The organism is Streptomyces sp. R302, assembly GCF_012927245.1.
Lineage (GTDB): Bacteria > Actinomycetota > Actinomycetes > Streptomycetales > Streptomycetaceae > Streptomyces.
The window spans coordinates 993,890-1,013,510 of record NZ_JABBGE010000001.1 but is presented as its reverse complement, the minus strand read 5'-3'; the positions used below and the strand labels follow the sequence as shown (position 1 = coordinate 1,013,510).

Genomic DNA, 19,621 nt, shown 5'->3' with positions numbered 1-19,621 from the left:
TGAGCCGGATACCGGGGCTGTAAGAAGTCGCACAGGTCCTTCTTAGGGACCCCTTACGGGCCGCCATGGCACACTCGTCCAACAATGGACATGGCAGGGACGCGGCTGAGGGCGCTGCGGGCGGCGGTCTTCACGGCACTGGTCGTGACGCTGTCCGTGGCTTCCCATGTGCTGCTCTCCGGGGTGCCGCTGCCGCTCGGCACGGTCGCCCCGGTCGCCGCCGGCGTCTTCGCCGTGGCGTACGCGCTGGCCGGCCGGGAGCGCGGCTTCGGCCCGATCGCGGGGCTGCTCGTCCCGCTGGAGCTGGCCGCCGACACCCTCTTCACCTCCGGCCAGGCCGTCTGTTACGGCCCCGCCGGCGGGCCGGTCGCCGGCGCGCTGCGGTCGTTCGGGGTGGAGGTGCTGTGCGGCGGGGCCGTCGGCGCCCCGCTGCCCGGGGTCGCGGCGCCCTCGGCCGCCGCGACCGTCCTCTCCTCCCCCGACCCGGCGCTGCCGTGGCTGCTGCTCGCCGCCCATGTGCTGGTCGGCCTCGCGGCGGCCGGCTGGCTGCGCGGCGGGGAGCGGGCCCTCGTGCGGCTGCTCGGTGCGGCGGCGGCCTCGGCCTTCCGGCCCCTGGAGCTGCTCGCGGCCCTGGTGGGCGCGGACCGTCCGGCGGCGCCGGGCCCGGCGCGCCCCGAGCCCCGGCCGCGCCCGTCCCGTACGCGTCTCCTGGTGCACTCCGTGGGGCGGCGGGGACCGCCGCGGGCGGCGCTCGCTCTCGTCTGAGCGCCCGCTCCCCGACCTTCCCCGTCTTTTTCTCCCGGAGATTCACGATCATGAGTGCACGCAACAACCAGGCCAACAAGGCTGCCGCCCGCGAGCGTCTGCGCGCGGAGCGCGAGGCGCAGGCCAAGAAGGACCGGGCCCGCCGGCAGCTGGTCGTCGGCGTCTCGGCGGTGGCCGTGCTCGCCGTCGCCGGCGGCATCGGCTACGCCGTCGTCCAGGCCAACCAGCCCACCGCGTGGGAGGCCGCCGCCGACGCGAAGTCGGTCACGGCCCCGAAGAACACCGAGGGCGAGAACGGCACCACGGTCGTCGTCGGCAAGGCCTCCGCGAAGAAGACCCTGGAGCTGTACGAGGACTCGCGCTGCCCGGTCTGCGCGACCTTCGAGCAGTCGGTCGGCGCCACCGTCGAGAAGGACGTCGAGGCCGGCAAGTACAAGGTCAAGTACGTCGGCGCCACCTTCATCGACAACATGGACCAGGGCGAGGGCTCGAAGAACGCCCTGTCGGCGCTCGGCGCGGCGCTCGACGTGAGCCCGGAGGCCTTCCTCGACTACAAGGCGGCGCTCTACTCGGCGAAGTGGCACCCGGAGGAGAGCGAGGACAAGTTCGCGAAGGACTCCTACCTCCTGGAGGTCGCGGACACGGTCCCGGCCCTGAAGGCCAACGCCGCCTTCAAGAAGAACGTGGAGGAGGGCACCTTCGACGCCTGGGCGATGAAGATGTCGAAGACCTTCGACGAGAGCGGTGTGACCGGCACCCCGACGCTGAAGATGGACGGCAAGACCCTCACGGCGGCGGGCTCGCAGAACCCGCCGCTGACCGTCGAGCAGTTCAACGCCGCGCTCACCCCGGTCCTCGGCGGCTGACTCCTCTCCTCCGCTTCCCGGTCCGCGCGGGCCGGGGAGCGAGGGGCCGCCGGGAGATCGTCGTGAGCGGCGGGCGAAACTCCGGAGAACTTTCCGCTTCCGCCTGTCAACCTTTCATACCCGTCAGTAATCTGACTGGCCGTGACCAGTCACTCCATATCTCCTGCCCCCACGCGGCGCACGGTCGTCAAGGCCGCCGCCGTCACCGCCGCCACCGCGCCCGTGCTCCTCGGCACGGCCGCGCCGGCCCTCGCGGACGCCCCGGCGCCCGCCTTCCTCCACGGCGTCGCCTCGGGCGACCCGCTGCCCGACGGCGTCCTGCTGTGGACGCGCGTCACCCCCTCCCCCGAGGCCGTGCCCGGCTCCGGGCTCGGCGCGGACGTCCGCGTCGACTGGGAGGTGGCCGAGGACCGCTCCTTCGCCCGGGTCGTCGCCTCCGGTGCGGCCACCGCGTCCGCCGCCGCCGACCACACCGTCAAGGCGGACGTCCGCGGACTGCGCCCGGCCACCGCCTACTTCTTCCGCTTCACCGCCGGCGGCACCGTCTCGGCCACGGGCCGGACCCGCACCGCCCCGGCCGCCGACTCCGCGGCCCCGGGCGTCCGCTTCGGCGTGGTGTCCTGCGCCAACTACGAGGCCGGCCACTTCTCCGCGTACCGCCACCTCGCCGCCCGGGGCGACCTGGACGCGATCCTCCACCTCGGCGACTACATCTACGAGTACGCGAGCGGGGTCTACCCGGAGGCGAAGGACACCGTCCGGACCCACGAGCCGCGCCACGAGATCGTCTCGCTGGCCGATTACCGCACCCGGCACGGCCGGTACAAGACGGACCCGGACCTCCAGGCGCTGCACGCGGTCCACCCGGTGGTGGCGATCTGGGACGACCACGAGTTCGCCAACGACGCCTGGACCGGAGGGGCCGAGAACCACACCCCCGGCGCCGAGGGCGACTGGGCCGCCCGGGTCGCCGCCGCCAAGCGGGCCTACTTCGAGTGGATGCCGGTCCGCACCTCCACGGAGGGCACGGTCTTCCGCCGCCTCCGCTTCGGCAAGCTGGCCGATCTGCATCTGCTCGACCTGCGCTCCTTCCGCTCGGCCCAGGCGAAGACGGGCTCCGGCTCGGTCGACGACCCGGAGCGCACGGTCACCGGCCGCGCGCAGCTCGACTGGCTGAAGTCCGGCCTGGCCGGTTCGGACGCCGCCTGGCAGCTGGTCGGCACCTCGGTGATGATCTCGCCGGTCGCCTTCGGCGCGCTGCCCGCGTACCTCCTGGAGCCGCTGGCCGAGCTGATGGGGCTGCCGGTCGAGGGGATCGCGGTCAACGTCGACCAGTGGGACGGCTACACCGACGACCGCAAGGAGCTGCTCGGGCACCTGAGTTCGCGGGCGATCCGGAACACCGTCTTCCTGACCGGCGACATCCACATGGCGTGGGCCAACGACGTGCCGGCCAAGGCGGCCACGTACCCGCTCTCGGCCTCGGTGGCGACCGAGTTCGTGGTCACCTCGGTGACCTCGGACAACCTGGACGACCTGCTGAACGTGGCCCCGGGCACCCTCTCGGTGGTGGCGGCCGGCGCGGTGAGGGCGGCCAACCGGCACGTGAAGTGGGTGGACATGGACCACCACGGGTACGGCGTCCTGGACGTGACCGCGGCCCGCTCGCAGATGGACTACTACACGGTCTCCGACAAGCGCGATCCGGCCGCGACGGCCTCCTGGGCGCGCTCCTATCGGACGCTCAGCGGAACGCAGCGCGTCGAGCGGGTGTACCAGCCGGTCGTCTGAGCGACTATTTTCAGCCATGATCCCTTCTGTTAACGGGAGATCACATGGCTACGGCGGGTGGTGGATCCGGACACGCGAATCCGGACACACCACCCGCCTCCGGCGCGGGTTTCGTTACGTCGGTGTCTCAAACTCCGGGGGCCGCAAGAAATTTTCTTCCGGATGACCCCAATTGTCCTCCGATTGATTGGGCCTGATCACCGCTCAACGGGACATGACATGGACGCGTAATCTCCCCGCCGTGGCGAGGAAGTACCTCCCCACAACCCCCCGCGAGGAGTCACCTGTGCGTGCTCTTGTCCGTATATCGCCGCGTACCTCACGTCGTGTACTCGGCACTGCCGTCCTGGCCGGAACCCTGGCCCTGGCGCCCTTCTCCGCCCCCGTCGTCGCCCAGGCCTCCCCGACCCTGGCCGGCGCCTCCGCCGAGGAGTGCGCCGACGACACGGCCACCCTGTCCGGCGCCCGCAAGGAGAAGGGCGCCGACACCCACGCCAACGAGCCGAACGAGGTCTCCGCCTCCCAGGCCAAGGCCATGGACGCCGACCTGAGCAAGAAGCTCTCGGCCCTGAAGTCGAGCGGCCGGCTCTCCGCCGCGGCCGCCACCGCCGGCGGGACCATCCCGGTCTACTTCCACGTCGTCCACAGCGGCACGACCGGCAAGCTGAGCTCCACGGACATCAACAACCAGATGAACGTGCTCAACGCGGCCTTCGGCGGCCAGGGCACCGGCAACGTGAACACCGGCTTCCAGTTCTCGCTCGCCGGCACCACCTACACGGACAACGCCTCCTGGTACAACCTGGCCTCCGGCTCCACCGCCGAGAAGGACATGAAGCAGTCCCTCCGCCAGGGCGGCGCGAACGCGCTGAACATCTACACCGCCAACCTCAGCGGCGGCCTGCTCGGCTGGGCGACCTTCCCGTCCTCGTACAACTCCAACCCGTCCATGGACGGCGTGGTCCTGCTCGACGCCTCCCTCCCGGGCGGCTCGGCGGCCAACTACGACGAGGGCGACACCGCCACCCACGAGGTCGGCCACTGGATGGGCCTCTACCACACCTTCCAGGGCGGCTGCAACGGCAACGGCGACTACGTCGACGACACCCCGGCCGAGAAGTCCCCGGCCTACGAGTGCCCGACCGGCCGTGACTCCTGCGCCCGCAAGTCCGGCGCGGACCCGATCCACAACTTCATGGACTACACGTACGACGCCTGCATGTACCAGTTCACCACCGGCCAGGTGACCCGCATGAACGACCACTGGACCGCGTACCGCGCCTGACGGCCCGTCCGCGCACAGTGAACGGCCCCCGGGGGAATCCCCCGGGGGCCGTCCCCGTCACTCCTCCCCGCCGAGCCCGTCGAGGAAGTCGAGGGCGATCGCCCAGGTCCGCTCCGCCGCCTCGGAGTCCCAGTCCGGCAGCTCCGGGTCCGTGTACACGTGCCCGGCCCCCCGGTAGCGGTAGACCTCCACGTCGGCCCCCGCCCTGCCCATCTGGAGGTACCAGGACGACAGCCAGTCGTCCGTCTCGAACGGGTCGGGCTCGGCCACGTGCAGCTGGACGGGGAGCTCGTCCACCGAGGCGTTCGGCGCCAGGTCCGAGGTGCCGTGGAGCAGCAGCAGCCCGCGCGCCTTCTCGTCGCCGAGCGCCAGGGTCTGCGCGACCGAGGCGCCGAAGGAGAAGCCCGCGTAGACCAGACCGCGCTCCGAGTAGGGGGCGGCGGCCAGGACCGCGCGCTTCAGCAGCTCGTCCGAGCCGATCTCGTCCTTCTTCGCCATGCCCTCCTCCACCGAGTCGGTGGTCCAGCCGTCGAAGAGGTCCGGCACCCACACCTGGTGGCCGGCGGCCCGCAGCCGGTCGGCGGCGGCCTCCACGGCCGGGCGCTTCCCGTACACCGAGTGGAAAAGCATGATGTCCATCCCGCCATCCTGCCACCCGCCCCCGACAGGCCGCGGGAACCCCCAGGTCAGCGCAGCGAGCGGACGTCCAGGTGGCGCAGCACCCGGTCGACCACCTCCGGGTCGGCGCCCGGCTCGCTGCGCGCCGAGAGCACCGCGTGCCGCGCGGCGGACATCATCTCCCGCTGGATCGCCTGGAGCCGCTTCACCCGCTCGACCCGCTCGGTGAACGCGGCCCGCCGCTCCTCGTCCACCATGTCCGGGCTGATCCGCGCCCCGATGTCGAAGGCCCCGCGCTGGAGCCGCTCGGCGACCTCCTCGGGCAGCTCCTCGACCTCCTCGATCTCCTTCAGGCGCCGCTTGGCGGCCTTGGCGGCCCGCAGCGCCAGCTCCCGCTCGAAGGCCCGCTCGGCGTCGGCGTCGGCCTTCACCCCGAGTCTGCGGACCAGCCACGGCAGGGTGAGCCCCTGCACCACCAGGGTGGCGAGGATCACGCAGAAGGCGAGGAAGATCAGCTCGTCCCTGCCGGGGAAGGGCGAACCGTCGTCGGTGGTGAGGGGGATGGCGAGGGCCAGCGCGACCGAGGCCACCCCGCGCATCCCCGACCACCACATGACGACGGTCTCCCGCCAGCTCGTCGGGATCTCCTCGTCGACGTCCCGCCGGTCGTGCAGCTTCTGCGCCAGCCAGCCGGCCGGCAGCAGCCACAGCAGCCGGACCCCGACGACCACGCCGACGACCGCCGCGCCCCAGCCGAGCATCTCGCCCACGTGCCCCTCGGCGACGCCGAGGACGTGGATGAGCTCCAGGCCGATGAGACCGAAGGCGATGCCGGTGACCAGGGTGTCGACGATCTCCCAGAAGGTCTGCCCGGCGAGCCGCCCCATCACGTCGTCGGCGTCGACCGCGTACTCGGCGAGGAAGAGCGCGGTGACCAGGACCGCGAGGACACCGGAGCCGTACAGCTCCTCGGCGAGGACGTAGGAGACGAAGGGCACGAGGAGGGTGAGCCCGGTCTGCAGGGTGGCGTCGCCGAGGAAGCCCATGAGCTTGTTCGCGACCCAGCCGAGGGCGAGGCCGACCACGATCGCCACCACCGCCGAGAGGGCGAACTCCCCCAGCGCCTCGGGCCAGGAGAACTCGCCGCTCACCACGGCGGCGATCGCCACGTGGTACAGCACGATCGCGGTCACGTCGTTGAAGAGCCCCTCGCCCTCCAGGATCGACACCAGCCGCCGGGGCAGCTCGAGCGAGCCGGCCACGGCGGTCGCCGCGACCGGGTCGGGCGGGGCGACGAGGGCGCCGAGCGCCAGCGCGGCGGCGAGCGGAATGCCCGGCACCAGCGCGTTCGCGACCGCGCCGACGGCGGCCGTGGTCACGAAGACCAGGGCCACCGCCAGCAGGAAGATCGGCCGCCGGTTCGCCGCGAACTGCCGCCAGGAGGTCCGCTGCACCGAGGCGTACAGCAGCGGCGGCAGCACCAGCGGAAGGATGAGCTCGGGCGGGATGTCGACGTTGGGCACGAAGGGCAGGAAGGCCAGCACGATCCCGAGGAGCGTCATCAGGACGGGCGCGGGCAGCCCCAGCCGGTCACCCAGGGGGACGGTGAGCACCGCCCCGAGCAACAGCAAGAACAGCAGGGCGAGCTGGTCCACGGTGTCCCCTTGAGCCGGTCCAAGATCGAAGGAATATCATAAAGAGGACATTCCGACCAGTCGTGAGGAGGGTGTCATGCTGAAGCAGACCATCGGGCGTCGCGCGGCGGCCCTGGTGCTCGCCGTCGCCGGTGTGCTCGGCGCCGGCTCGGCCGCGCTGGCGTCACCCCACCCGCCCACCAACGGCGGAAACGGCGGAGGCCAGAGCGGTCAGTGCACCGGCCCCGTCGCCGAACGGCCGCACGGCTGCCACACCTGGAAGTAGCCGACGCCGAAACGCCGTGCCCGGACGCGCCGCGAACGCCGTCCCGGGCAGCCCCGAGGGCCCGCGTCCCACCGGACCGGGCCCCTGTCGCGTCCGGGAGCCGTCAGAGCACCCGGCGCATCGCCCGGTGCGGGATGCCCGCGTCCGGGAACTCGCCGCCGTACGCCACGTAGCCCAGCCGCTCGTAGAAGCCGAGGGCGTGGGTCTGCGCGTGCAGGTCGACGGCGGTGAGACCGCGCTCGCGGGCAGCGTCCTCGATGGCCCGGACCAGCGCCGCGCCGACGCCGAGACCGCGCGCCGCACCGGCGACCGCGAGCCGGCCGAGCGAGCCGACGGAGGCGTCCCCTCCGGTCTTGCCGGTCGCGTCGGCGCCGTGCAGCAGCCGCCCGGTGCCCAGCGGCACGCCGTCCGCGCGGACCGCGAGGACGTGCACGGCGGTGGCGTCGTACGTGTCGTACTCGATCTCCGCCGGGACGCCCTGCTCCTCGACGAAGACCTCACGGCGCACCGCGAAGCACGCCTCCCGGTCCTCGTCGGCGACGGCCTCGCGGACCGTGTACGCCCCGCTCACCGGCTCTCCGCCTCGATGCGGTCGAGCGCGGTTCGGAGGTCGGCCGGATAGGTGGAGGAGAACTCGACCCACTGTCCGTCGCCGGGGTGCTCGAAGCCCAGCCGGACCGCGTGCAGCCACTGGCGGGTCAGCCCGAGGCGCTTGGCCATGGTCGGGTCGGCGCCGTAGGTGAGGTCGCCGACGCAGGGGTGCCGGTGGGCCGACATGTGCACCCGGATCTGGTGGGTGCGGCCGGTCTCCAGCTTGATGTCGAGCAGCGAGGCCGCCCGGTACGCCTCGATGAGGTCGTAGTGGGTGACGGACGGCTTGCCGTCGGCGGTCACGGCCCACTTGTAGTCGTGGTTCGGGTGCCGGCCGATCGGCGCGTCGATGGTGCCGCTCAGCGGGTCCGGGTGGCCCTGCACCAGCGCGTGGTAGCGCTTGTCGACCACGCGCTCCTTGAACTGGCGCTTGAGCGAGGTGTACGCGTACTCCGACTTGGCGACCACCATCAGGCCGGAGGTGCCGACGTCGAGGCGGTGCACGATGCCCTGGCGTTCGGCGGCGCCGGAGGTGGAGATCCGGTAGCCGGCGGCGGCGAGGCCGCCGATGACGGTGGTGCCGGTCCAGCCGGGGCTCGGATGGGCCGCCACCCCGACCGGCTTCATGATGACGACGATGTCGTCGTCGTCGTGGACGATCTCCATGCCCTCGACGGGCTCGGCGACGATCTGCACGGGCGCCGGGGCGCCGGGCATCTCGACCTCCAGCCACGCACCGCCGCTGACCCGCTCGGACTTGCCGACGACGGAGCCGTCGACCTGGACCTTCCCCGCCGCGGCGAGCTCGGCCGCCTTCGTACGGGAGAACCCGAACATTCGGGCGATGGCGGCGTCGACGCGCTCGCCCTCCAGGCCATCGGGAACGGGCAGGGTGCGGATCTCGGGACTCGTGCTCACCCGTCGAGTATGCCTTGTGCCGGGAGTGCTCGGTCCTGCGTGCTCAGTCCTTGTGGACGGTGCCGTCCGGGTCCAGGCCCCGGAAGGACAGGATGACGATCAGAATGCCGCCGCAGACGATCGCCGAGTCGGCGAGGTTGAAGACGGCGAAGTGCGCCGGGGCGATGAAGTCCACGACCGCGCCCTCGAAGACGCCCGGCGAACGGAACAGCCGGTCGGTGAGGTTGCCCAGCGCGCCGCCGAGCAGCAGCCCGAGCGCGATCGCCCAGGGCAGGCTGTAGAGCTTCCGGGCCAGCCGGACGATCACCACGATGACGGCCGCCGCGATGCAGGTGAAGACGATGGTGAACGCCTCGCCCATGCCGAAGGCCGCGCCCGGGTTCCGGATCGCCTCGAAGCGGAGCAGGTCGCCGATCACCTTGATCGGCTCGCGGCCCTCCAGCTTCTCCACCACGACGATCTTGCTGCCGAGGTCGATCAGATAGGCGAGCACGGCCACCACGAAGAGGGCGACGATCCGCCGCCTCCCCTTGGGCCGCTCCTCGGCCTCCGCCGCATCCGGTGCTGAATCCGGCGTACCGATGACGCTCTCCGTCTCTGCCACGTGAGTGAGTCCCTCGTACCTCGTTGCCTGACCGTGCCCCGAGGGTACGGCACAGACGTACGAGACCGGCAGTCCGAGCCGCCGGTCCCGCCGAAGCCGGTGCCTAGCCGCGCCGCTCCTGCTTCTGCTTGTCCTCCACGCAGAGGGTGGCGCGGGGGAAGGCCTGCATCCTGGCCTTGCCGATGGGCTTGCCGCAGACCTCGCAGAGGCCGTACGTGCCCGCGTCGAGCCGCTCCAGGGCGTGCTCGGTCTGCTCCAGCATCTCCCGGGCGTTCGCCGCCAGGGCCAGCTCGTGCTCGCGCGTGATGTTCTTGGTGCCGGTGTCGGCCTCGTCCTGGCCGGCGCCGTCGCCGGAGTCCCGCATCAGACCGGTCAGCTCCTCCTGGGAGTGGGCCAGCTCGCTGCGCAGCCGCAGCACCTCGGCCTGGAGCTCGCTGCGGGCCTCGGCGACCTCGTCCGGCGTCCACGGGTCCTCGCCGGGCCGCACCGCGAGCTCACCCGTACGCGCCGGGGGCACGGCCGCCTCGTCCTCGGCGGTCGTGACGCCACCCGCGGTCTTCTTCGCTGCCACCGTCCTGGCTCCTGTCTGCTTCTTCGTGCCCGCGGCCTTGCGGCCCGAGGCCTTCTTCACGGTCTTCTCCACGGACTCCGCCGCGGAGTGGTTCGCTCCCGGGGCCGCCGCCCCGCCGGCGGCGGTCTCCCCGACGGCCGCCTTCTTCGCGGCCTTCCGGGCCGCGGGCTTCTCCGCCGTGGCCTTCTTCGCGGTCTTCTCGGCCGCGGTCGCCTTCTTCGCGGGGCTCTTCGAGGTCTTCGCGGCCTTCGGGTCCTTCCCCGCGGGGGCCTCCGCCTCCGCCTCTGCGGCGGTCTCCGCCGCGGGCGCGCGGGACGGGGCCGCCTTGGTGGCGGCCTTGCCGGCCGCCCGCTTCCGGACGGAGGCCTTCGCCGGGGCGCCGTCCGGGGCCTCGGGGTCGCCCGGGGAACCGGTGGCCCCGGGGTCCCCGGCGGCGGCCGGGGACTGCTTCGCGGCGGTCTTCTTCGCCACCATGTCGCGGCCCCTTCACATTTTGTGATCTTGCTCGCGCATCGTGCTGGGACGATAAATCGGCCCAAGGCGCGCGGCAACGGGGCACGCCGCCCATTCCGCCCGCCCCGCGGCCCTCGGCGCACACCCGTCGGAACAGGTGCCCAACTCCCCGCCGGGATATCCGCCCGGCCGCTCCCCCACACGGCCCCCGGGAACCCCGGACCGCCCCCTGTGCCATTCGGGTCACCGGTAAACCGGTCGGCCCGGCGCCCCCGCGCCCCGTACACTGGCCTCAGCGAGAGGCATCGATGGGGACCAGTAGCGTCGTACGCGAGCCATGAGCGACCCGGGGACGGTGAGAGCCCGGGGGCGAGCCCGATGCGAAGCATCACCCCGGAGCTGCCGGAAGAAAGCCGCGTGGACACGCACCACGAAGCGCGGTGACTAGACCCGGTGTCGCGACCCCAATGAGGGGGCTCAGGGCGGACACGCCCGGGGCCAAGGAGGGTGGTACCGCGGGAGCGCTGCTCTCGTCCCTCCGACGGAAGCACGCAACGTCCGTCCGGAGGAGAGTCCGCCGCATGACCACGCCGCAGTACCGCCAGGTGCCCGCCCAGGTCGACCTGTCCGCGCTCGAGCACGCCGTGCTCGACTTCTGGCAGGAGAACAAGGTCTTCGCGAAGACCCTGGAGCAGTCCGAGGGCCGCCCCGAGTGGGTGTTCTACGAGGGCCCGCCGACCGCCAACGGCATGCCGGGCGCCCACCACATCGAGGCCCGCGTCTTCAAGGACGTCTTCCCGCGCTTCCGCACCATGCGCGGCTACCACGTGGCCCGCAAGGCCGGCTGGGACTGCCACGGCCTCCCGGTCGAGCTCGCCGTCGAGAAGGAACTCGGCTTCTCCGGCAAGAAGGACATCGAGGAGTACGGCATCGCGGAGTTCAACGCGAAGTGCCGCGAGTCGGTGACCCGCCACACCGACGCCTTCGCCGAGCTCACGACCCGGATGGGCTACTGGGTCGACCTCGACGACGCCTACCGCACCATGGACCCCTCGTACATCGAGTCGGTCTGGTGGTCGCTCAAGCAGATCTTCGACAAGGACCTGCTCGTCCAGGACCACCGCGTCGCCCCCTGGTGCCCCCGCTGCGGCACCGGCCTCTCCGACCACGAGCTGGCCCAGGGCTACGAGACCGTCGTCGACCCCTCGGTCTACGTCCGCTTCCCGCTGACGTCCGGCCCGCTCGCCGGGCAGGCCGCGCTCCTCGTCTGGACGACGACCCCCTGGACGCTGGTCTCCAACACGGCCGTCGCCGCCCACCCCGAGGTCACCTACGTGGTCGCCACGGACGGCGACGAGAAGATCGTCGTGGCCGAGCCGCTGCTCGACAAGGCCCTCGGCGAGGGCTGGGTCACCACCGGCGAGTCCTTCACCGGCGCCGAGATGGAGCGCTGGACCTACCAGCGCCCCTTCGAGCTGGTCCCCTTCGACGCCCCGGCCCACTACGTGGTCAACGCCGAGTACGTCACCACCGAGGACGGCACCGGTCTCGTCCACCAGTCCCCCGCCTTCGGCGAGGACGACCTCAAGGTCTGCAAGGCGTACGGCCTGCCGGTCGTGAACCCGGTCCGCCCCGACGGCACCTTCGAGGAGGACGTGCCGCTGGTCGGCGGCGTCTTCTTCAAGAAGGCCGACGAGGCGCTCACCGCCGATCTCGAAGCCCGCGGCCTGCTCTACCGGCACATCCCGTACGAGCACAGCTACCCGCACTGCTGGCGCTGCCACACGGCCCTGCTCTACTACGCGCAGCCGTCCTGGTACATCCGTACGACCGCCGTCAAGGACCGGCTCCTGGAGGAGAACGAGAAGACCAACTGGTTCCCGGACTCCGTCAAGCGCGGCCGCTTCGGCGACTGGCTCACCAACAACGTCGACTGGGCCCTCTCCCGCAACCGCTACTGGGGCACCCCGCTGCCCATCTGGCGCTGCGAGGACGGCCACCTGACCTGCGTCGGCTCGCGCGCGGAGCTCACCGAGCTGACCGGCACCGACCAGTCGGAGCTCGACCCGCACCGCCCGTTCATCGACGCGGTCACCTTCCCGTGCCCCAGCTGCGCGAAGACCGCCACGCGCGTGCCCGAGGTCATCGACGCCTGGTACGACTCGGGCTCCATGCCGTTCGCGCAGTACGGCTACCCGTACAAGAACAAGGAACTGTTCGAGTCCCGCTACCCGGCGCAGTTCATCTCCGAGGCCATCGACCAGACCCGCGGCTGGTTCTACACCCTGATGGCGGTCGGCACCCTCGTCTTCGACAAGTCGTCCTACGAGAACGTGGTCTGCCTCGGCCACATCCTCGCCGAGGACGGCCGCAAGATGTCCAAGCACCTCGGCAACATCCTCCAGCCGATCCCGCTGATGGACCAGCACGGCGCCGACGCCGTGCGCTGGTTCATGGCCGCCGGCGGCTCCCCCTGGGCGGCCCGCCGGGTCGGCCACGGCACCATCCAGGAGGTCGTCCGCAAGACGCTCCTCACCTACTGGAACACGGTCGCCTTCCAGGCCCTCTACGCCCGTACGTCCGGCTGGGCGCCGTCCGCGGCCGACCCGGCGCCGGCCGACCGCCCGGTCCTCGACCGCTGGCTGCTCTCCGAGCTGAACACGCTGGTCGCCGAGACGACCGAGGCGATGGAGGCGTACGACACCCAGCGCACCGGCAAGCTGGTCTCGGCCTTCGTCGACGACCTGTCCAACTGGTACGTGCGCCGCTCCCGCCGCCGCTTCTGGCAGGGCGACAAGGCGGCCCTGCGGACCCTGCACGACGTCGTCGAGACCGTCACCCGCCTGATGGCCCCGCTGACCCCCTTCATCACGGAGCGGGTCTGGCAGGACCTCGTCGTCCCGGTGACGCCGGACGCCCCCGAGTCGGTCCACCTCGCGACCTGGCCGGAGGCCGACGCGGCGCTCATCGACGGCACGCTCTCCGAGCAGATGCTCCTCGTCCGCCGCCTCGTCGAGCTGGGCCGTGCCACGCGTGCCGAGTCCGGCGTGAAGACCCGCCAGCCGCTCTCCCGCGCGCTGGTGGCGGCGAACGGCTTCGCGGCGCTCTCCCCCGAGCTCCAGGCCCAGATCACGGAGGAGTTGAACGTCTCCTCCCTGGCCTCCCTCTCCGAGGTCGGCGGCTCGCTGGTCGACACCACGGCCAAGGCGAACTTCCGCGCCCTCGGCAAGCGCTTCGGCAAGGGCGTCCAGGACGTGGCGAAGGCGGTCGCCGCGACCGACGCGGCGGCGCTGGCGCTGGCGCTGCGGGACGGCGAGGCGCCGCTGACGGTGAACGGCGAGACGATCACCGTCACCCCGGAGGAGATCATCATCACGGAGACCCCGCGCGAGGGCTGGTCGGTCGCCTCCGACTCCGGCGCGACGGTCGCCCTGGACCTGGAGATCACCCCCGAGCTGCGGCGCGCCGGCCTCGCGCGCGACGCGATCCGCCTCATCCAGGAGGCCCGCAAGAACAGCGGCCTCGACGTCGCGGACCGCATCGCGCTCCGCTGGACGACCACGTCGCCGGAGACGGCGGAGGCGCTGACGGCCCACGCGACCCTCATCGCGGACGAGGTCCTGGCGACGGACTACGCCGAAGGCGCCCCCACGGACTCCTACGGCCCCCCCTTCACCGACGAACCCCTCGCCCTCACCTTCCACCTCCACAAGGCGTAACCCCACCGCAAGGGCCCCGCACCCAAAGGTGCGGGGCCCTTCCGTATCCCCACCCCACCCGGTTCCGGCACCGCCGTTCCGTTGTGGGCAGGCGTTCCGCTAGGGCGATGGGGGTCCCCCCTGCTCGAGCGAAGCCGAGAGCTTGGGGGAGGGTGGGCACAACGGAACGGCACCCTTTGCGGGTGCTTCCGCTTCTGCGCCTGGACCTGCACCGGTACGGAGCCGTACATCGTGGTGCGGGTCCAGGCGCAGGAAGCCGAGGCGCGGCAGAGGGCGCCGTCCCTGTGCCCACCCGTCCCGCCCTAGCGGGACGTATGCCCACAGGGACGCCGGGCGCAGGGTGGGCACCGCCCTGGCGGGACGTATGCCCACAGGGGCGACGGGCGCGCAGACCGCACCGGGGCCAGGCCCCGCGCCGGGGCCTGCGGGTGGGCACCGCCCTGGCGGGACGTATGCCCGCAGGGACGGCGAAGGGCCAGGTGCCTGGAGGTGATCCAGGTCCTGGCCCTTCGGCTGCCGACGGCTACGTGCTCAACGCACGCTCAGGCGCCGCCTCAGTTGTCGTCCTCGTCGATCAGAAAGCCCCGCATCGGCGCCGGCGCCTGCTGCATCGGCTGCGGCGCCTGCGGACGGACCGGAGCCATCGGCTGGGTCATCGCCGGGGACATCTGCTGCTGGCCGCCGTAGGACGGGGCACCGCCCATGGACGGACCGCCGCCCATCGGACCGTTGCCACCGTAGGACGGCGCACCCGCACCGGCCGACGCCATGGACGGGGCCGGCGGCAGCGAGGCCGTCGCCGGGGTCCGCGGCGGAGCCAGCGAGTCGTCCGCCTGGGTCTCCAGCTGACGCAGCTGGGACTCCAGGTAGGACTTCAGACGGGTCCGGTACTCGCGCTCGAAGCCCCGCAGGTCCTCGACCTTGCGCTCCAGCGTGGCGCGGGCGGACTCCAGGGAGCCCATCGCGACGCGGTGCTTCTCCTGCGCGTCCCGCTCCAGAGCGTCCGCCTTGGCGCGGGCGTCCCGCTCCAGGCCCTCGGCGCGCGAGCGCGCCTCGCCGACGATCTTGTTTGCCTCGGAGCGGGCCTCGGCGATCGCCTGGTCGGCGGTCTGCTGGGCCAGCGAGAGGACACGCGCGGCGCTGTCGCCACCGGGCTGCTGCGGAGGCTGCTGCTGCTGCATCTGCTGCTGCTGCGGGTGGCCCATGGGGCCGCCCTGCATCGGGCCGGGACCCATCGGACCGCCCTGCATCGGGCCGGGACCCATGGGTCCGCCCTGCATGGGGCCGGCGGGAAGCTGAGGAGCACCGGAAGGCAGCTGCGGCGGGCCCATCTGCGGCGGCTGCTGCTGGACCGGCGGACCGGATATGGCGGCGGGCACCGGGGCGCCGGGTCCGACGGGACGGTCCTGCGGCTCCGGGGGCTTGCGCATGGCCTGCTGCTGGTTCTGCGCGGCGGCACGCGTGGCCGCGGCCAGCTTGGCGCGCAGGTCCTCGTTCTCGCGGAGCAGGCGGGTCAGCTCGGCCTCGACCTCGTCGAGAAAGGCGTCGACCTCGTCCTCGTCATAGCCTTCTCGCAGTCGGACGGTCGTGAACTGCTTGTTCCGCACGTCCTCAGGGGTCAGCGGCATCTCTTCTTCACCTCTACGTAGTCGTCGGCAGTCGGCAGGACCGTATCGTCCACGCTCACCTCGCGAGGGAGTTCACGACGGAGATGAGGATGTAGACGATGATCATCAGAACGAAGAAGGACAGGTCGAGTGCCACGCCCCCGAGACGAAGCGGCGGGATGAGCCGCCGCAGGAGCTTGAGCGGTGGATCGGTGACAGTGTAGGTGGCCTCCAGAACGACCACCATCGCCTTACCGGGTTGCCATGAACGGGCGAACTGGAAGACGTAGTCCATGACCAGCCGGAAGATCAGGAAGACGAGGAAGCACATCAGCGCGATGTAGACCACCTGTAGTGCGACGCCCATCCCGCTGTTCCCTCTCCCCTGGCTCTCGTGTGCTCAGCTTGCTCCGGCCGCTTCCCCGCAGCCGGTCCGTCCGGTTTCGTTCTCAGCTCTGGTTGAAGAATCCGCCCTCTGCGATCCGGGCCTTGTCCTCCGCCGTGACATCGACGTTAGCAGGCGACAACAGGAACACCTTCTGCGTCACGCGCTCAATGCTGCCATGGAGCCCGAAGACGAGTCCGGCGGCAAAGTCGACAAGTCGCTTCGCGTCCGTGTCGTCCATCTCCGTGAGGTTCATGATCACCGGGGTACCCTCACGGAAGTGTTCCCCGATGGTACGGGCCTCGTTGTAGGTCCGGGGGTGGAGCGTGGTGATGCGGTACGGCTCCCGCTCGGACACGACCTTGGGCATGATCACCGGTGCGTTCTTCTCCAGGCTCGGGCGTTCGGGTGTGATGGATGCCACGGGGGCAATTCGGGCCGGACGTCCACTTTCGGCGAGTACCGGGGCAGAGTGGGCGACCGGTTCCCGGGGGGCCGGCGGGGCCACCACACGCACGGGCTCCTCACGCTCGATCTGGCGCGGGGGGGTGTGGCGCCGCTCCCTCTCGGGCTCCGGCTCCAGCTCGGGTTCGAAGTCGTCGTCGGGGTCGAAGCCCCGGCCGTCGTACCCATCGTCCTCCACGAGACCGAGGTAGACCGCCATCTTGCGCATCGCGCCGGCCATGCTCCGATTCCTCCGCTCTGTGGTGGATCGGCCTCGTCACCAAGTGCCCGCGATCCACGTGGTCACCCCGCCGTTCGCGGAATGACCATATTTTCTGCTGTGGTCCGACCTGCTTCGCGACGTTACCCGAGCTTCGGGCGGTCTCCGAGTACCGCCGTACCGACGCGTACGTGTGTCGCCCCGGCGGCGATGGCGTCCTCGAGGTCCGCACTCATTCCCGCTGACACCATGTTCGCAGCCGGACGGGTCGCGCGCAGGGCAGTCGACAAATCCATCAGCCGGTCGAACGCGGCCCGTTGCCGCCCGGCGTACTCCCCGACGAGCGGGGCGACGGTCATGAGCCCGGCGAGCCTCAGCCCGGGGGCCTCGTCGAGGGCGGCGGCCAACTCCTCGATCCCGTCGGGCGCGACACCGCCGCGGTCGCCCCGCCCGCCGGCCTCGGCGTCGAGGGCGACCTGGATCAGGCAGCCGAGCTCCCGCCCGGCCTTCCCGGCCGCCGCGGAGAGCGAGGAGACGAGTCGGAGCCGGTCGACGGACTGCACCACATCGGCATAACCCACCACGGATCTGACCTTGTTGGTCTGCAACTGACCGACGAAGTGCCAGCTGAGATCGAGATCGGCGCAGGCGGCCGCCTTGGGCGCGGCGTCCTGGTCGCGGTTCTCCGCCACGTGGCGCACCCCGAGTCCGTGCAGGATCCGCACATCGCTCGCGGGGTAGGTCTTGGTGACGACGATCAGGGTGACCTCCTCGCGGGGTCGCCCGGCGGCGGCGCAGGCGGCGGCGATCCGCTCCTCCACCCGTGCCAGGTTCTCCGCGAGTTCGGCCTTACGGTCCGTCATTCCTCTTACCTGCCCAACCAGACATATCCCGCGAGTCGCCCGGTGGTGCGGTCGCGGCGGTACGAGTAGTGGTCGCCGGACTCCAGGGTGCAGACCCCGGTGTCCTCGACGTCGGTCACGCCGAGCCGGGCGAGCTGGGCCCGGACCCCGGCGGCGACGTCGACGGCGGGGGTGCCCCAGGAGGTCTCCGCGTACGCGTCGGGTTCGACGGCCGCGACCTCGGCGCGCATCGTCTCGGGGACCTCGTAGCAGCGTCCGCAGACGGCGGGGCCGGTGCGGGCGGTGATCCGGGCGGGCTCGGCGCCCAGTTCCACCATGGCCTCGACGGCGGCGGGGACGACTCCGGCGATCATGCCGGGCCGCCCGGCGTGGGCGGCGGCGGCGACCCCGGCTACCGGGTCGGCGAGGAGGACGGGGACGCAGTCCGCGGTGAGGACGGCGAGGCCGAGTCCGCGGCGGGTGGTGACGACCGCGTCGACGGCGGGGACGGCCTCGCCGTGTTCCCAGGGGCCGTCGACCACGGCGACGTCGGCGCCGTGGACCTGGTTCATCCAGACGACGAGGTCCGGGTCGAGGCCGAGGCCTGCGGCGGCGCGGGCCCGGTTGGTCCGTACGGCCTCCGGGTCGTCGCCGACGGCGCCGCCGAGGTTGAGCTCCTCGTACGGAACGGCGCTCACCCCGCCCCACCTGTCGGTGAAGGCGAAGTGCGCGCCGTTCGTCGTGTGGCGGTGCCCTATCACTTCAGGAAGTCCGGCACGTCCAGCTCCTCGGCGGGGCTGTCCGTGTACGGACGGGCCGGCGGGACCACCGGCGGGGCGGGCGGCAGCGGGGCCTCGTTGACGACCGGGGCCGGCTCGACCGGTGCGGCCGCGGGCTCCTCGCGCGGGGTCACCGTGCCGAGGCCGCCGAGCGGGCGGGGGTTCTCGGTGGTGCGGGAGACCGGGGCGGGCTCCTCGCGCTTGGCGGAGACCGAGCCGATGATGTTGTCCCGGCGGGCCGGCGGCTGGCCGCCGTCGAAGCCGGCCGCGATGACGGTGACCCGGACCTCGTCGCCGAGGGCGTCGTCGATGACGGCGCCGAAGATGATGTTGGCCTCCGGGTGGGCGGCCTCGCTGACCAGCTGGGCGGCCTCGTTGATCTCGAAGAGGCCGAGATCGCTGCCGCCGGAGATGGAGAGCAGCACACCGCGGGCGCCGTCGATGGACGCCTCCAGGAGCGGCGAGGAGATCGCCATCTCGGCGGCGGCGACCGCGCGGTCGTCGCCGCGGGCGGAGCCGATGCCCATGAGGGCGGAACCGGCCTCGGACATGACCGACTTGACGTCGGCGAAGTCGAGGTTGATCAGACCCGGGGTGGTGATGAGGTCGGTGATGCCCTGGACACCGCTGAGCAGGACCTGGTCGGCCGACTTGAAGGCGTCGAGGACCGACACCTGGCGGTCCGAGATGGACAGCAGCCGGTCGTTCGGGATGACGATGAGGGTGTCGACCTCTTCGCGGAGCTCGGCGATGCCGTCCTCCGCCTGGTTGGCGCGGCGCCGGCCCTCGAAGGTGAAGGGGCGGGTGACCACGCCGATGGTGAGCGCGCCGAGCGAGCGCGCGATGTTGGCGACGACGGGCGCGCCGCCGGTGCCGGTGCCGCCGCCCTCGCCGGCGGTGACGAAGACCATGTCGGCCCCCTTGAGGACCTCCTCGATCTCCTCGCGGTGGTCCTCGGCGGCCTTGCGGCCGACGGCGGGGTTCGCCCCGGCCCCGAGGCCGCGGGTCAGTTCACGGCCGACGTCGAGCTTGACGTCGGCGTCGCTCATCAACAGTGCCTGTGCGTCGGTGTTGATGGCGATGAACTCGACGCCCTTGAGACCGACCTCGATCATTCGGTTGATGGCATTGACACCACCGCCGCCGACACCGATGACCTTGATGACTGCGAGGTAGTTCTGCGGTGCTGCCACGTCGAAGGCCTCTCGCCTCGAGTTACGTGTCGTCATTGCGCGGTGGTTTG

18 protein-coding genes are annotated in these 19,621 nt (G+C 71.8%); 6 read left to right on the top strand and 12 right to left on the bottom strand.

Annotation, left to right across the window (positions count from 1 at the left end; genetic code table 11):
* The first annotated feature begins 84 nt into the window (after positions 1–84).
* From HHL19_RS04660 to HHL19_RS04645, 4 genes are all read left to right on the top strand, one after another.
* Complete coding sequence (locus HHL19_RS04660) at positions 85–765, top strand: hypothetical protein (RefSeq protein ID WP_169085739.1); 681 nt, start codon at positions 85–87, stop codon at positions 763–765.
* A gap of 50 nt (positions 766–815) precedes the next feature.
* Complete coding sequence (locus HHL19_RS04655; protein WP_169085737.1) at positions 816–1,631, top strand: DsbA family protein; 816 nt, start codon at positions 816–818, stop codon at positions 1,629–1,631.
* A 141-nt stretch (positions 1,632–1,772) separates the two neighbouring features.
* A complete protein-coding gene (locus tag HHL19_RS04650) occupies positions 1,773–3,422 on the top strand; it encodes an alkaline phosphatase D family protein (RefSeq protein ID WP_169085735.1) in 1,650 nt (549 codons plus the stop codon).
* A 286-nt stretch (positions 3,423–3,708) separates the two neighbouring features.
* Entirely contained in the window at positions 3,709–4,707 is a 999-nt protein-coding gene (locus tag HHL19_RS04645; RefSeq protein WP_346768250.1) for a zinc metalloprotease, read from the top strand.
* A gap of 57 nt (positions 4,708–4,764) precedes the next feature.
* On the opposite strand, the gene HHL19_RS04640 is transcribed toward HHL19_RS04645, so the two are convergent.
* Both HHL19_RS04640 and HHL19_RS04635 read right to left on the bottom strand, forming a co-directional pair.
* The gene (locus HHL19_RS04640) at positions 4,765–5,346 is read right to left on the bottom strand and encodes a dienelactone hydrolase family protein (RefSeq protein ID WP_169085732.1); all 582 of its coding nucleotides are present in this window, start codon (positions 5,344–5,346) and stop codon (positions 4,765–4,767) included.
* A gap of 47 nt (positions 5,347–5,393) precedes the next feature.
* Positions 5,394–6,980: a Na+/H+ antiporter gene (locus tag HHL19_RS04635; RefSeq protein WP_169085730.1), complete on the bottom strand. Its 1,587-nt coding sequence runs from the start codon at positions 6,978–6,980 to the stop codon at positions 5,394–5,396.
* A 76-nt stretch (positions 6,981–7,056) separates the two neighbouring features.
* Here HHL19_RS04635 and HHL19_RS04630 point away from each other — a divergent pair, with 76 nt between their 5' ends.
* On the top strand, positions 7,057–7,245 hold the full coding sequence (locus HHL19_RS04630) for a hypothetical protein (protein WP_169085728.1): 189 nt from the start codon (positions 7,057–7,059) through the stop codon (positions 7,243–7,245).
* Positions 7,246–7,348: 103 nt separating this feature from the next.
* Here HHL19_RS04630 and HHL19_RS04625 read toward each other — a convergent pair whose 3' ends face one another.
* The 4 genes from HHL19_RS04625 to HHL19_RS04610 all read right to left on the bottom strand — a co-directional run bounded on the left by HHL19_RS04625 (position 7,349) and on the right by HHL19_RS04610 (position 10,403).
* Positions 7,349–7,816, bottom strand: coding sequence for a GNAT family N-acetyltransferase (locus HHL19_RS04625; RefSeq protein WP_169085726.1), 468 nt, complete (start codon positions 7,814–7,816; stop codon positions 7,349–7,351).
* On the bottom strand, positions 7,813–8,754 hold the full coding sequence (locus HHL19_RS04620; protein ID WP_169085724.1) for an RluA family pseudouridine synthase: 942 nt from the start codon (positions 8,752–8,754) through the stop codon (positions 7,813–7,815). The genes HHL19_RS04625 and HHL19_RS04620 overlap by 4 nt, the downstream gene beginning before the upstream one ends.
* Before the next feature lie 43 nt (positions 8,755–8,797).
* Positions 8,798–9,358 (bottom strand): signal peptidase II, encoded by a 561-nt coding sequence (gene lspA, locus HHL19_RS04615; RefSeq protein WP_169085722.1) that lies wholly within the window; start codon positions 9,356–9,358, stop codon positions 8,798–8,800.
* 103 nt (positions 9,359–9,461) lie between these two features.
* Positions 9,462–10,403, bottom strand: a complete 942-nt coding sequence (locus tag HHL19_RS04610) for a TraR/DksA C4-type zinc finger protein (protein WP_169085720.1) — start codon at positions 10,401–10,403, stop codon at positions 9,462–9,464.
* 560 nt (positions 10,404–10,963) lie between these two features.
* Here HHL19_RS04610 and ileS point away from each other — a divergent pair.
* Positions 10,964–14,101 (top strand): isoleucine--tRNA ligase, encoded by a 3,138-nt coding sequence (gene ileS, locus HHL19_RS04605; RefSeq protein ID WP_169085718.1) that lies wholly within the window; start codon positions 10,964–10,966, stop codon positions 14,099–14,101.
* Positions 14,102–14,655: 554 nt separating this feature from the next.
* Here ileS and HHL19_RS04600 read toward each other — a convergent pair.
* From HHL19_RS04600 to ftsZ, 6 genes are all read right to left on the bottom strand, one after another.
* Positions 14,656–15,729: a DivIVA domain-containing protein gene (locus tag HHL19_RS04600; RefSeq protein ID WP_169085716.1), complete on the bottom strand. Its 1,074-nt coding sequence runs from the start codon at positions 15,727–15,729 to the stop codon at positions 14,656–14,658.
* 55 nt (positions 15,730–15,784) lie between these two features.
* Positions 15,785–16,075, bottom strand: a complete 291-nt coding sequence (locus HHL19_RS04595) for a YggT family protein (RefSeq protein WP_031007132.1) — start codon at positions 16,073–16,075, stop codon at positions 15,785–15,787.
* Between the two features lie 82 nt (positions 16,076–16,157).
* Positions 16,158–16,778, bottom strand: a complete 621-nt coding sequence (gene sepF, locus HHL19_RS04590) for a cell division protein SepF (RefSeq protein WP_030748389.1) — start codon at positions 16,776–16,778, stop codon at positions 16,158–16,160.
* 122 nt (positions 16,779–16,900) lie between these two features.
* Entirely contained in the window at positions 16,901–17,620 is a 720-nt protein-coding gene (locus tag HHL19_RS04585; RefSeq protein WP_169085714.1) for a YggS family pyridoxal phosphate-dependent enzyme, read from the bottom strand.
* Positions 17,621–17,625: 5 nt separating this feature from the next.
* Entirely contained in the window at positions 17,626–18,360 is a 735-nt protein-coding gene (gene pgeF, locus HHL19_RS04580; protein ID WP_169085712.1) for a peptidoglycan editing factor PgeF, read from the bottom strand.
* Entirely contained in the window at positions 18,357–19,571 is a 1,215-nt protein-coding gene (gene ftsZ, locus HHL19_RS04575) for a cell division protein FtsZ (RefSeq protein ID WP_169085710.1), read from the bottom strand. The genes pgeF and ftsZ overlap by 4 nt, the downstream gene beginning before the upstream one ends.
* Positions 19,572–19,621 lie beyond the last annotated feature (50 nt).